At 66.4% G+C, this 12,517-nt stretch carries 13 protein-coding genes and 1 pseudogene; 7 read left to right on the plus strand and 7 right to left on the minus strand.

Features of this window, described 5'->3' with window-relative positions; genetic code table 11:
• Positions 1-757: 757 nt before the first annotated feature.
• Entirely contained in the window at positions 758-1,141 is a 384-nt protein-coding gene (locus tag ACZ573_RS37970; protein WP_468770931.1) for a hypothetical protein, read from the plus strand.
• A gap of 130 nt (positions 1,142-1,271) precedes the next feature.
• Here ACZ573_RS37970 and ACZ573_RS37975 read toward each other — a convergent pair whose 3' ends face one another.
• The 3 genes from ACZ573_RS37975 to ACZ573_RS37985 all read right to left on the minus strand — a co-directional run bounded on the left by ACZ573_RS37975 (position 1,272) and on the right by ACZ573_RS37985 (position 3,910).
• Positions 1,272-1,868: a helix-turn-helix domain-containing protein gene (locus tag ACZ573_RS37975; RefSeq protein ID WP_471313404.1), complete on the minus strand. Its 597-nt coding sequence runs from the start codon at positions 1,866-1,868 to the stop codon at positions 1,272-1,274.
• Entirely contained in the window at positions 1,868-3,574 is a 1,707-nt protein-coding gene (locus ACZ573_RS37980; RefSeq protein ID WP_471313409.1) for a helix-turn-helix domain-containing protein, read from the minus strand. Before ACZ573_RS37980 ends, ACZ573_RS37975 begins: the two co-directional genes overlap by 1 nt.
• Positions 3,575-3,742: 168 nt before the next feature.
• The gene (locus tag ACZ573_RS37985; RefSeq protein WP_471313412.1) at positions 3,743-3,910 is read right to left on the minus strand and encodes a hypothetical protein; all 168 of its coding nucleotides are present in this window, start codon (positions 3,908-3,910) and stop codon (positions 3,743-3,745) included.
• A gap of 127 nt (positions 3,911-4,037) precedes the next feature.
• Here ACZ573_RS37985 and ACZ573_RS37990 point away from each other — a divergent pair, with 127 nt between their 5' ends.
• Positions 4,038-4,271, plus strand: coding sequence for a hypothetical protein (locus ACZ573_RS37990; RefSeq protein WP_471313415.1), 234 nt, complete (start codon positions 4,038-4,040; stop codon positions 4,269-4,271).
• 350 nt (positions 4,272-4,621) lie between these two features.
• Here the strand turns inward: ACZ573_RS37990 and ACZ573_RS37995 are convergent, their stop codons facing one another.
• Positions 4,622-4,825 carry a hypothetical protein gene (locus ACZ573_RS37995; protein WP_471313418.1) on the minus strand — a complete coding sequence of 68 codons (204 nt, stop codon included), beginning with the start codon at positions 4,823-4,825 and terminating at the stop codon, positions 4,622-4,624.
• A 126-nt stretch (positions 4,826-4,951) separates the two neighbouring features.
• Between ACZ573_RS37995 and ACZ573_RS38000 the strand changes: the two are divergent.
• From ACZ573_RS38000 to ACZ573_RS38010, 3 genes and pseudogenes are all read left to right on the plus strand, one after another.
• Positions 4,952-5,101 (plus strand): annotated as a pseudogene (locus tag ACZ573_RS38000) (hypothetical protein); the annotation flags it as partial.
• Positions 5,102-5,131: 30 nt separating this feature from the next.
• Positions 5,132-7,147, plus strand: a complete 2,016-nt coding sequence (locus tag ACZ573_RS38005; protein WP_471313437.1) for a tetratricopeptide repeat protein — start codon at positions 5,132-5,134, stop codon at positions 7,145-7,147.
• Between the two features lie 384 nt (positions 7,148-7,531).
• The gene (locus ACZ573_RS38010) at positions 7,532-7,822 is read left to right on the plus strand and encodes a hypothetical protein (RefSeq protein ID WP_471313421.1); all 291 of its coding nucleotides are present in this window, start codon (positions 7,532-7,534) and stop codon (positions 7,820-7,822) included.
• A 556-nt stretch (positions 7,823-8,378) separates the two neighbouring features.
• Here the strand turns inward: ACZ573_RS38010 and ACZ573_RS38015 are convergent.
• From ACZ573_RS38015 to ACZ573_RS38025, 3 genes are all read right to left on the minus strand, one after another.
• Complete coding sequence (locus tag ACZ573_RS38015; RefSeq protein WP_471313423.1) at positions 8,379-8,510, minus strand: hypothetical protein; 132 nt, start codon at positions 8,508-8,510, stop codon at positions 8,379-8,381.
• A gap of 569 nt (positions 8,511-9,079) precedes the next feature.
• Entirely contained in the window at positions 9,080-9,256 is a 177-nt protein-coding gene (locus tag ACZ573_RS38020) for a hypothetical protein (RefSeq protein WP_471313426.1), read from the minus strand.
• An 81-nt stretch (positions 9,257-9,337) separates the two neighbouring features.
• Positions 9,338-9,646: a DUF6247 family protein gene (locus tag ACZ573_RS38025; RefSeq protein WP_471313429.1), complete on the minus strand. Its 309-nt coding sequence runs from the start codon at positions 9,644-9,646 to the stop codon at positions 9,338-9,340.
• A gap of 433 nt (positions 9,647-10,079) precedes the next feature.
• Here ACZ573_RS38025 and ACZ573_RS38030 point away from each other — a divergent pair, with 433 nt between their 5' ends.
• Positions 10,080-11,132, plus strand: a complete 1,053-nt coding sequence (locus ACZ573_RS38030) for a high-affinity branched-chain amino acid ABC transporter substrate-binding protein (protein ID WP_471313432.1) — start codon at positions 10,080-10,082, stop codon at positions 11,130-11,132.
• A 459-nt stretch (positions 11,133-11,591) separates the two neighbouring features.
• Positions 11,592-12,143, plus strand: coding sequence for an EF-hand domain-containing protein (locus ACZ573_RS38035; protein WP_471313435.1), 552 nt, complete (start codon positions 11,592-11,594; stop codon positions 12,141-12,143).
• Positions 12,144-12,517 lie beyond the last annotated feature (374 nt).

A 12,517-nucleotide genomic window follows, 5' to 3' on the forward strand; every position in this document is an offset into this window, starting at 1 on the left:
GGCTGCGTCGCTGCGCGACGCCGGGTGGAGTGTGGCCCGATGGGCCATCACCTGCGGTGATGGCGGGGTGGTCCCGGTTGTTCGGGGACCGCGGGTCCGCGGTGGCCGGCTGGCAACGGAGGGAGGGTCTGCCGCGGGGTTCTTCAGCTTAATTGAAGCAGGTCAGAGGGCTTTTGATGGGATGTCAGATTGCCTGTAACGGTGTCTCAGGACCGAATATCGGGGTGTGGCCCCTGCGAGGCCGAGGTCTTACCGCTCGCGCTGCGCGCTCCCTCTCAGTAGCAGTATGCACACGGTCCTGCGGAGTGTCGGCCCATCCCCCGACACACTACAGAACGTAACAACGACCCCGGACCAGTAGCAGTCAGTGGTCTACACCAAAAGATCGCTACCAAAAGGGAAATCACCAATTCCCGACCCACACAAACCACCCCAACGCCAGATACCAAAACCGAAACACCATCTGGCTCAATACCGAAAAGACAACCCTCTAACCCGCCGTCAAATCGCCCACATACCAATCTGGCACTGCGCGTGGTGTAGAGCGCCATGCATGGCCCGGTGCTGGACATGGCGGTCATGGGCCGCGTGACCAGTTCCTTCTCTCCAACAGATGCGTAGCTTACGACTCGGGCGCAGTATGACGGGAGAGGCCGAATGCCAACGATCCCTAGTTGGTGTCGATTTCAACTGACTCTGCTCCGGAGTAAGGGTCTCCTGCAGCACAGAACATTCATCTGACGAGCTGGAGGCTGTCATGCGATCGTTCTCTCGACGTGTAGCAACTATCGGATTGGCAACTGTGGCGCTTCTTGGGCCGATTGTTGCCATTCCCACCGCGCAGGCAGCGCCTGCCAACCCGGGATACCGCTGCCCGTATCCCTACGTCTGCGTCTACGACACAGTCAGTGTCGGCTACGGAAACATCCAGACTCTGACCGGATACGAGAACCAGTGGCAGTACCCACGACGAGTCAACAACTTCTCCATCTTCAACACGCGCAATGACGACATAGTGCGCATCAGAACCAGCACAGGACGGCAGTACTGCATCGCCCCTAATTCGGCGATGACGGGCCCATACGGATTGGTGGGCACCCTGCTGGCAGTACAGATCAACACGAAGTCGTACTGCCCTTGACCGAGCAGCATCCCTCGTTAGATGTCGGCGGGGTGCATGTCGGTCATAGCGTGCCGGCCTTCTGAAAAGGTCCCCTGTGGCGCACACGGCTCCGCCAGGGCTCGCCGACACCGCACAAGTCGGGGTGCTGTCAGGCTCCGATCCCCACGGCAGAGACGTACGCGTAAGCGGCGTAGTCGGAATCCAGATCCGTAATTACGTCGTCCCAGATCTCGTCCACCATCGCCTCGTCGCGGGCGGCCCAGGCCTGGACGAGGTCGGGCCAGATGTACCGGACGGTGATGGAGCGGTCGTTCAGGGGGCGGGCGTACTTGGCGTCGACGTGGCTCTGGTCGACGGGGTAGATCTCCATGCGGCGGCCCCGGCCGTCGTTGTCGAGGTGGCGGACCAGCCAGCCGGAGCGGATCAGGTTCTCCCGCCGGCGCCACCAGTACGCCGCATCGATCCGTTCGCGGTTCGCCGGGGAGGGGGTGGCCTTGCCGCGCATCCAGGAGCGCACCGTACGGGCCGTGACGCCCCGTTCGGCCAGCGCCTCACGGCCGGCCGCGGAGTCCAGATAGCGCAGGCGGGCCGCCAGGCCGCGACGGGACGTGACGGGCGAGACGATGCCCGACGAGTGGACGATCCGGTTGAGCTCCAGGATCAGGGCCTCACCGCCCTTCATGCCCCGGGCGTCGTGCCTCTGCCACTCGCCCCAGCGGGCCCACAGGTCCTCGGAACCGGCCATCAGCGCTTACCCCCCAGAATGTACGTCTGCTTCACCTTCACCTGGTTCAGGTCCCGGCCCTCGGAGAACACCGACCGCCAATCACCGACCACGTGCAGTTCATCAGTGCCGGAAATCTCGACGACCTGAAGTCCAGCCTTGTGGATTTTATGGGCTTTCATCCACAGATTCGCGAAGGCTTTCGCACGCATGATGTGCATCCAGTCCGGGCGGCGTATATCGCGATTCGCAGTGGACTCGCCCAGAGTGGAAACCAGCTTGGAGTACATGGATTTCACGTAGTTGACGGTCAGTTCGTCCCCCTCGGAGAGGGCGGTTTTCCGGACCTCGGCCAGGGCGCGGCGGAGTTTTTCCAAGAGGACTTCGGTGCCGCCGGAGACGAGGGAGCGGTGAATTACCGGTGCGTCGGCGAGGTCGTCGCGGGCGCAGTCGAGGAGGAGGCGGAGGGTGGACTCGGTGACCCACAACTCGCCCGGCTCCATCCGGTTGCCGAGCGGGTTCGGGAGGTCGGTGTGGTCCCACTCGGCGGGGGTGATGAGGTGGACGCCGGCCTTCTTCCTGTCGTGGACGCCGCTGGTGGTCTCGCGGAGCTGGCCGATAGGCAGCCAGCACTTGAACGCCGACAGGTAGGCGGCGTTCATGTCCAGGGCCGTCACCTCGAAGGTCTCGCCCTTCCTGGCCGCCTGGAAGACGTGGGGGTTCCGCCACTTCGGGCGCCCCTCCCAGATCTCGTCCGCGCCCTTCTGCGAGCGCTTGCGCAGGACATCGGCGGTCGGCGGGAACTCCGAGTGCTCATACCGGCCCCCGACCCGCGACTCCTTGAACAGCTTCATGACGTCCGGGATCGCCGCCTTGATCAGCGCGGCCTGCGCGGCCTCCACGTCACCCTCGCACTCCTGCAGAGCGGCATGGACGTTGCCGGCAATCTGGTCGGTCAGCGTCCCGGACGCGTACGTACGCGGACTCCGAGGGCGCGCAGCGGCCGCAGGATCCGGGGCCGGGGCCGAAGGCGCAGGGAGTGACGGCTCGGGCTGGACCTGCTGTACGACGGGCTCCGCCGGGAGCGGCGCAGCCGGGGCCGGATCGGCGGGAGCAGCGGCGAGCTCGGCCTCCGTCGAGGCCTCTGACGCCGCTTCCGGCGCGGGCGCGGGAGTAGGGGGATCGGCGGGGAGCTGCTGCGGAACGGGTGCGGGTGCCGTCGGGGCTGGGGCTGCGGCGGCGATGGCAGCCGCGCACTCCTCGGCGCTCAGGTGCTGCGGGAACCCGTCGACCTCCTCACTGCACGGCTGCCCGCACAGCACACACGACACCGCAGGCGCGGCCGCTGGCGGGGAGGGCGCCTCCGGCGCGGGCGGCCGCGGGGTGGCCGTCTGCGGGGGCTGGGCGGGGAGCTGGACAGCGGGGAGCGGCAGTTGCGCGGCCAGGGGCGTGGCGGCGACGTCGAAGGGGCGCAGGGCGGGGATCGAGCCGTGGAGTACACCGACCGCGTGGGTGGGGCCGGCCAGCAGGTCCAGGACGTGCAAGCCGAAGTGGGCGGCCAGGCCGTCGACGTCCTCCAAGGACCAGTGCTGACGACCGGCCTGCTTGCGGGAGACCTGCGCCTGCGACAGGCCGAGGGCCTCGGCGACAACGTTCTGACGCTCACCGGCACGCGTCATCAACGCAGCGACCGTGAGCCTGAGGAGTTCCTCAACACCCATCACCATGATGCAACCCTAACCCAATTGATGCGGAAAACGCATCAGTGATGCGTAATGTTTCACTGTCTCGGGTGATGGTGATCACGGTTGCTCCGCCCCGACACCGAGCGGGAACGCACCTCCCGCCACCACGGGCGCGGGCCGCGAGACTCCAGGGCGTTCCGGGCGGGCGGCTCAGGTGCCTCCGAGTCGGCGGCATGCCGCCTCGACCAAGGCGCTGCCGGAGTGCGCGAGGGGGTCGGTCAGGACGGCGTCGATGATATGGGCGGTGATCTGGGCGAAGGTGCGGAAGTTGCCCCGGGCGCAGCGTTCGTCGGCGCGGGCGATGTGCTGTGGCGGCACCCTCCCGTACGCAACGCCAACTCGTGTTGACACACTTAGGTTGGCCAACTCCAGTTGGCATGTCAAACCTCCTTAGGCCAATCGAAGTAGGCCAACTTCAGTTGGCTTTTTGTGGCAGGATGGACCCATGGACACCGCCCCACTGCAACAGCACATCCGCGCACTCGGGAAGGCCCGCGCCGCCGAACGCCGGGCCCTCCTCGCCCTCTACGCCGAGGTACAGCGTCTGGCCGCCGAACACGGCGACCAACGGGGCTGGCAACAGCAGATCACCGAGGAGACGGGATGGAGCCGCGAGCAGGTCCGCAAGATCTGCAAGATGGACCTGTCGGAGGCCGCCGCGGCCTCCGACAAGGTGTAGGCCGCGGCACCCCGACCCCCGCCCAGCGCGCCCCGCTTCGCAGCCGCGACAGGGGCGGTCCCCGCCGACGAACCGCCCCTTCGGCGCACGCGGCGCGGTCGGAGGTCTCCTACGCGCCTGCCGTCCTGCCGCGCGCGAGCTGCGCGCAGCGCAGGCCGCCGCCCGTGTGCCACTCCAGTACCGGGGTGATCTCGCCCCCGTGCTCGGAGCGGCGGGCACGGGTACCCGCCCGGCAGGCGGGGCACCCCAGGGTCGTGCGCCGAGCCCATGCGCTCGGCCAGCGCACCCTGGCCGACATAGCAGCACCCGCGGCAGGAGCAGGAGCCATAGCGGGAGCCACGGCAGGTTGCTCAGTCGACGAGGGCTTCCAAGGCGGTGGCAACAACCGCGGCCAACGTCAAGGTCGTGGCGAAGGCGATCGCTGCACGGTTCACGGCGGCCGAGTAGGTCGCCCCATCCCGGCGAGCCAGGTATCCAGCCCCCGCGCCCGTGGCAGCGGCAACCATAGAAGTCATTGCGGCGGCAAGCAGTACGAGGGCGGTGTGGTCGGACATGAGGTCGGTTCCCTTTCCAACGGTGTCGGGTGTGGGATCGAATCTCTCGAAGTACCTGTTCGCCGTGGTACAAGCGGCCGAAGATGAACAAGGACGAACAGCAGAAAGGTCTAGGGCGAGGACACCGTGACGTCGGAGATTGAAGGGGCTGGTGCAGCGGCGTTGGCGGAACTGAGGGCGCGGCTCAGAGCAGGGCTTGCAGCACAAGGAGGTACGCAGACGCAGTTGGCGCGTCGCGCTGGTTTGGGGCGCACCTCTGTCAACCGGGCCCTGAGCGACGCTGCGTCTGCGCCATCGGAACGGACCGTGGCTGCCGTGGCCCGGGCCGTTGGTCTGGGCAGGGAGGTTCGGTCCCTTCTGGATCTGCTGGCGGCCGCATCAGGCACTACACCGGAGCCCGCGGGCGTGCTGGGGAAACCGATCGCAGCGTGGGACCCGCTGATGCTGGAGGTCCACCCATCCGTGGACATACATCCCGCAACCCGAGACGAGGAACAGGTAATCCTGCTACCGGGCTACGTTGTGCGGGCGCACGACGCGAAGCTGGCCGACATCGTCGCCGCCGCCGCAGACGGTGCCAGTCAGATGGCAGTGCTGGTCGGTTCCTCTTCAACGGGCAAGACCCGTACGTGCTGGGAGGCTGTGCAGGCGCTGGCGCCGTTGGGCTGGCGGTTGTGGCATCCCTTCGATCCCACCCGTGCCGAAGCAGCCATGGCCGCCCTTGAGCGTGTAGGGCCCCGGACGGTGGTGTGGCTGAACGAAGCCCAGCACTACCTCGGTGCCGGCCAGGGCCTCGGCGAGCGGATCGCCGCTGCGATCCGCTCACTCTTGACCGACCCCGATCGCGGCCCGGTGCTGGTCCTGGGAACGCTCTGGCCCCAGTACGCCTCAGCCTTCGCCGCACTGCCCGAACCTGGACAGGCTGACCCGCACGCACAGGTGCGGGAGCTACTCGCCGGCAGATGGATCACACTCCCCGAATCCTTCGACATAGCCGCGACCGACGCCACCAGAGTGCTGGCAAGTGCAGGTGACCGTCAGCTCGCACATGCCCTGGAGCACGCAAGAGACGGGAGGCTGACCCAGTACCTGGCCGGGGCACCAGAGCTCCTCAACCGGTACGAGATCGCGCTTCCGCCGGCGCGTGCTCTCTTACACGCCGCCATGGACGCCCGCCGTCTGGGCGTCGGCTTGCACCTCCCCTTGGCTTTCCTTGAAGACGCGGCGGTCGACTACCTCACCGACGACCAATACGACCTGCTCACGGATAACTGGCTCGAACAGGCCATCGCCGACGCCAGCACTCCCGTCCACGGCAACCTCGCACCCCTCCGACGAATCCGGCCGCGTCCCGACAGTCGTGAGGCTGCCCCGTTGCCAACGAGCTACAGGCTGGCGGACTACCTCGAACAGCACGGCAGCCACCAGCGCCGACTGCTCTGTCCGCCGGCCTCCTTCTGGACAGCTGCCCATCAGCACCTGGCCGCAGCCTCGGATTTGACCGCCCTGGGTCAAGCCGCCCATGACAGGTGCCGAATCCGCTACGCCTACCTGCTGTGGAAGAAGGCAGCAGACGACTCCAACCCTGTGGCCCTAGCACGGCTGGGGCGCCTACACCACACCATGGGCGACCCCTGGAACGCAGAACCACTGCTACATCAAGCCGCCGAAGCCGGTGACACGGACGGAATGACCGCTCTAGCTGACCTCCTCGACCAGTTCGGCAACGTCGACGAGGCCATGTCCGTCGCCATGCGAGCTGCTGCGTCCGGCGATGACAGGGCAGCACTCTGGTTTGCCCACCGGAACAAAGACTTCGAGAAGCAACGCGCTATCTATCTCCAAGCCGCTGCGGCCGGCAGCACCCTGGCTCTCAGGTGCTTGGGCTCGCTGCTCCGGCGTAACGGCGATCAAGCCAAGGCTCACGAGGGTACCAACAGGCCGCCGATGCCGGCGACCCGGACGGCCTCACCGACCTTGGCAAGATGCAGGAAGAAGCCGGAAACGAGAGCGGCGCCGCCGCTCTCTTCCGCAAAGCTGCGTCAGCCGGCAGCGCTGATGCCCTACTGGGTCTCGCCCGCACTCACGAACGAGCCGGAAACCAAAGAGAGGCCGACGAGTACACACACCAGGCGGCCGCAGCAGGTGCGCTCAATGCTTTTCACAGCCTTAGTCGAATGCGTTACAACTCCGGCATGCATGCTGAGGCCTTGCGGACAGCCCATCAGAGTCTCGCGTTCGGGACAGCACAACTCAATGCGCTCGCGGGACTGGCCTTCCTCTTGGAGAAAGCCGGTGACCACGCAGGGGCCGAACAACTGAACCAATTGGCTCTGGATGCGGGCTACACCCATGTCCTGGTCAGCCGCGCACGAACGCAGGAGGTTGCTGGCAACAAGCCAGGCGCGGAGGCTGCTGCTAGGCAAGCCGCCGATGCGGGCGACAGAGGTGGCATCGACGCCATCAACGAGCTGCGCCACCCAGATACCGAAAGGTGGTACATGCAACTGTGGCCCGACGGCCTGGAACCCGACGGAACTCCCTCCCAGCCTTGGCGGCTCCACACGCAGTGGTGCGGGGGCGAGGCGTGATCGCTAGCCGAGCCAGACGATGTCCAGGACGGACGTGAGGCAGCCTGCTGTGAGTACGCGGCCAACTCATGGGCGGAGCGGTAACGTTGATCAACGCGTACGACGAGGGGGCAGCATGCCGGACTGGAAAGAAGCCACGCTCAAATTGGGGCGCGAAGTAATACTCGACCAGCAGGCACGAGCCGAGGAGCGTCGTGCAGGCATCTTTACCGAGGGCTTCAACGAAGCAGCCGCCATCTGCGTGGGTGCTCTGACTGAGAACATCACCGGGCTGATGGAAACAATCAAATCTGGCGGCTCGCTGTCCGATAAGGAACAGTTTCTTCTTTACCGGCTTACCGAACTCAAGGCAGAAATGGAAAAAGAATTGTACGGCTTTTTCGACCCGGAGACGCAAGACCCCTAGCCCGGGGCTTTTTCCTCTGCCCCGCAGGGGAAGACCCCTCCGACCCGCCCTACGCCCGCGCTCAGCGCCCGGTCGCGTTCATCTCCCCCGAACACGGCGGACGCGAGTGGCACGCCGACCCCACCACCGTCACCCGGACATGAACCGGCTGACCACCGACGTCGAGCCGAGAAAGACACCTGCCAGGCGAAGGGGGTCCGTGAGTCGACTCACGGATCCCCGGGACCGTGAACCGGTTCACGGAGCTGCATGCACCGCATGGATGGGTGTACAGATGCGCCAGGGTCCAGTACCCAGAGCAGTGCGCTACGGTGGGGTTGCCGCGTAAGCGCCTGACGCTTGCCGGACACTGCCAGAGGCTGCCGCTGCGGAAGCAGGGCGGTCCGCCCACCGCGTCGAGCGCCGCCCTCAGTGGCGGGTGCAGCGGAGGGCCTGATCCGGGGTGCAACCCGGACCAAGCCCTCTGCAAGGTGACGGTGGTGCTAATGAGCCCGGCCGACTAACACGCGGCCGGGCTCATTGCTGAGCCTGCCGTCCGTCCGGTCCCACCACGTCGTCATCCGACGTTCTCCACCAGCCACGTCACCGCCTTGACGATCAGCGGCACCACAGTCGACCAGTCGACCAGCGCCTGAAGAACCATCAGCCGCCGTTCGCGTCGCTTCTCGTGTTCCACCGTGTTCGTCAATTGCTGCCCCTCCAACTCCCTTGAAGACCGCCTGGACTCGCGCACAGGCTCTCCGCACGGCGGTTGCCGGCGGAGGTTCGGGAAGGAGCTGGTGAAGCAGCCACCACTCTACGAGATGCCGGCCGCCCCGGAAGACCCGAGGACCACAACTCCTGGGTGGCGACGGCCTTCCAACCACTAAATCTTGGGTGCTGACGGATTTACGCGGCTCCGCGTGTCGCGGCATCAATGCGCCCAGGCCAGAGGATGCGGTGGTATACCAGGCGCCCGGCAAGCTAGACCGTATTGGGCACTACTGCCGCCCGCGCAGGCACCTGGTCAGGCACTTAGGCGATCTCCATCGGGGTACCGGAAGCGGTGCGCGATGGGTTCTTTCACGCGAACCTGCGTTCGGGCAACCGATCGGCTATACCCCCTTCTTGGTATGCCCAGGACTGACGTGACCACCACTGCGGACAGTGCCGCCATCACTGCCCAGTTCCGCCGTCGGCACGCTGCGGAGACCCTGCGCCGTCGCCGGACGGCAACGGCGTCCGGTCCGGCGGCGGGGCGGAGCGCATCTGCACGGGTTAGCCGAGCCAGACGATGTCCAGGACGGACAGGTGCCGCAGCGCACGGTTGGCGAAGTAGATGACGGACAGCCGGCCGGCGGACGCGATCCGGACGTCTTCGCCCTCATGGTCGGCGGGGTCCCACTGGCGGAAGCCCCACGGATCGGCCGCGGCGGCGTCGAGCAGGTCCCACACCGTCTCTTCGGCGTGCTCGGGGAGCTCGATGAGGACCTTCGCGGCCGGCGTCGAGAGGCGGACCGCGTAGGGGGGGCAGGCTCACCGGCGCCGCCGGCCGCGGAGCTCGGCCATGTCCACGAATCCGCTCTCGTCGTGGCCGGAAGCGGTGAACGCGTCGACCGCGGGGGCGGAGACGAGTCGGGCCTGCCAGACGTGGACGACCTCGTAGAGGGTGTTCAGGGAGAACGTCCGGCGCGACTCCTCCAGCGCGGCCGCCCACTCACGCTCGAAGGCCGGCACCCACTGCTCGGCGCGACGGTCGGCCCGGAGCTGGGCGAGGAGTTCGGCCGGAGCCCCGGGCGCGGGCGCGTACGGGGCGGCGGGGGTGTGGTCGGGCTGGGCGCTCATCGGCTCCTCCTGGCGGCGGGTGCTACCAGCAACGGTAGAACGCCGTGGCCTGGGCCGTGGAGGTTCCGGCGGATGCCGCAGCCCGAACCCGGCTGCTGCCGTGCTGCGGGGCAGAAGCCGGCTGGCTCTGTTCACGAAAAGAGGCAGCACTTGTACGCCTCTCTGGGAGTCACGTGGGCTGGGAGGAGATTCGAAATGTTCATGAGAGGGGGCGCCTGATCTGTCACCTGCAGCCGTGCGCCGTCAGCCAGGCTCGCACCCAAAACAGCACCCACTCACCCGTTCGAGTGGACGTGGTGAGTGCGCGGCATGTCGCCGGACCGTTGGTTGATCATGACGGTGGACTGCGGCCGGGATCGGTGAGCGGCCTCAGTGCTGAAGTCACCGCCTGTGTCCGGTAGCGGGCTGACCATCCGTCTCAAGGGGAGAAGTAGTGGCTGACACGATCAAGATCGCAATTGCCGGTCCGAAGACCGGTCCGTTGGCCCGGTGCGGGGACGACCTGTTCGTCGGCGCCAAGCAGGCTATCAAGGACATCAACGCCCGTGGCGGCGTGGACGGCAGGATGCTGGAGGCCAGGGAGTACGACGACGCCGCCGACCCGAGGCAGGCAGTCGCCGTGGCCAACAAGGTCGTCAACGACGGCGTGAAGTTCGTGATCGGCCACATCACCTCGTCCTCCACTCAGCCGGCCTCGGACATCTATGAGGACGAGGGGGTCGTCATGATTGCGCCCGCTGCCACCGCCCCCGAGATCACCGCCCGCAGCTACCAGCTCATCTTCCGCACGGTCGGCCTCGACAGTGAACAGGGTCCGACGGCCGGCAGGTACATCGCCGACCACGTGAAGCCGAAGGCCGTCGCGGTCCTCCACGACAAGCAGCAGTACGGCGAGGGCCTGGCCACCGCCGTCAAGCAGACGCTGGAGTCCAAGGGCGTGCAGGTGGCCGTCTTCGAGGGCGTCAACGCCGGTGACAAGGACTTCTCCTCGGTCATCGAGAAGCTGCAGCAGAACAACATCGAGTTCGTCTACTGGGGCGGCTATCACCCCGAGCTCGGCCTCATCCTGCGCCAGGCCCAGGACAAGGGCCTCAAGGCCCGTTTCATGGCCGCAGAGGCGTGCGCCAACGACTCCGTCTCCCAGATCGCTCAGAGCGCGTCAGAAGGTGTGCTGGTCACCGTCCCCAAGTCATTCGAAGCGGACCCTGAGAACAAGGCCATCGTCGATGCGATCAAGGCCGACGGGAAGGACGCCAGCGGCCCCTACATCTTCACCTCCTACTCCGCGGTCGAACTGATCGCCCAGGGCATCCAGGCGGCCGGCTCCGCAGACCCCGAAAGCGTCGCCAAGGCGATCCACTCCGGACCCTTCAGGACTCCGGCCGGCACTCTGAGCTTCGACGCGAAGGGCGACCTCAAGGACTTCCGCTTCGTCGTCCACGAGTGGCACTCCAGCAAGCCGAAGACCGAGGTGTCTCCCCAGTAAGAACGGCCTCGGCCAACCCGGGTGCCCCGCAGTCGCCCAGACTGCGGGGCACCCGCCGTCTGCGCCCGGGGTACCCCGCTCGGCAGGTGCTGTCGCTTCTCATGAACATCGAACATGCTCCCCGCCACCCGCCGCCCAAACTCATGAACAAGAGCTGCCGAAACCCGTAAACAATGCCAACTGGCTTTGTTCATGAGAACGGACAGCAGATGTTCACGGCTTCGAGCGGCGCGGGTCGGGGGGCACCGTTCGAATGTCGTCGGCAAACGACAGCCAGCGTAGGAACGCGATGTGATACCCGATCCGCCCGAGGTCACACCGGCCAGGAAGAGGGTTCGCATCATCGAGCGATCTTGCTCCCGACATGGGCTTTTAAGTCCCTTTAGTGGCGATCTGACACCTAGTCTCGGGGCGGGCCCGTCGACGCGCCCGCCACATCCCTCCCGCGAAAGGGCGATCATGGCTACCGCCACCACTGACCCGATCACCATCAAGCTGAACCAGATGTTCGACATCACCGACACCGACGGCGACGGCTACGTCGACTGGAGCGACTACCAGCGCCTCGTCGACCGCTACCTGAGCACCTACAAGATCACCAAGAACGATCGTCGGGGGCTTGCGCTGTTGATGGCGTACCAGATGCAGTGGTCCGAGCTGCTGCGCCACGCGAACGGCGTCGACCGCCTCTCCAAGGAGCAGTACCTTCTCGCCCTCCGCACCGCGAGCATGGACACCAGCCGCTTCAACATGGTCGAGGGCATTCCACACGCCATCTTCGACATCATGGACACCGACGGCGACAACACCATCAGCAAGGCCGAGTTCAAGAAGTACCTGGACGTCTGGAACATCACCGATCCCGCCGCCATGGACACCTTCGCGCAGCTGGACACCGACGGCGACGGAGCCATCAGCCGGCAAGAGTTCATCCGCGCGGTCAGGGAGTTCTTCTACTCCCACGATCTGGAAGCCCCGGGCAGCCTGATCTTCGGGCTCCTGTCCCGCTGACACGCGGGGCTATCGACCGGCACGCAAGGCCGCGCCTGCCTGGTCCTCCCCCGACGGGCACCTGGCGTCGCGCCCTGAACGCGGTCCGGGTCCGGAACCATGAATGGTGGCTCCGGACCCGGACCGCATTCGACTGTACGGGGCAGAGTCTTCGGCCTCGCAAGGGCCGCCCGGCGCCCGCATGACAGGACCGATCAGAGCAGGCACCGCTCGCTGGTGTTCGACTTCAATCCGGCCTCAGCGCCTCCCAAGCTGATGAACAAACGCTGCTCAAACTCGGGTTCTGGCTCACTTTCCGTGGAGCATGCACTCTGAGTGATGATCGTCGGGCGAGCGGGTCCGGGGGAAGACGCCCGGAATTGATCCGTACCGGG

The organism is Streptomyces sp. NPDC040545 (genome assembly GCF_055595065.1).

What these genes read in the sequence shown, in the direction of transcription:
- ACZ573_RS37970 (WP_468770931.1), top strand. Translation starts at nt 758, where the DNA reads ATGCGATCGTTCTCTCGACGTGTAGCAACTATCGGATTGGCAACTGTG.
- ACZ573_RS37975 (WP_471313404.1), bottom strand. Translation starts at nt 1,868, where the DNA reads ATGGCCGGTTCCGAGGACCTGTGGGCCCGCTGGGGCGAGTGGCAGAGG.
- ACZ573_RS37980 (WP_471313409.1), bottom strand. Translation starts at nt 3,574, where the DNA reads ATGGTGATGGGTGTTGAGGAACTCCTCAGGCTCACGGTCGCTGCGTTG.
- ACZ573_RS37990 (WP_471313415.1), top strand. Translation starts at nt 4,038, where the DNA reads ATGGACACCGCCCCACTGCAACAGCACATCCGCGCACTCGGGAAGGCC.
- ACZ573_RS37995 (WP_471313418.1), bottom strand. Translation starts at nt 4,825, where the DNA reads ATGTCCGACCACACCGCCCTCGTACTGCTTGCCGCCGCAATGACTTCT.
- ACZ573_RS38010 (WP_471313421.1), top strand. Translation starts at nt 7,532, where the DNA reads ATGCCGGACTGGAAAGAAGCCACGCTCAAATTGGGGCGCGAAGTAATA.
- ACZ573_RS38025 (WP_471313429.1), bottom strand. Translation starts at nt 9,646, where the DNA reads ATGAGCGCCCAGCCCGACCACACCCCCGCCGCCCCGTACGCGCCCGCG.
- ACZ573_RS38035 (WP_471313435.1), top strand. Translation starts at nt 11,592, where the DNA reads ATGGCTACCGCCACCACTGACCCGATCACCATCAAGCTGAACCAGATG.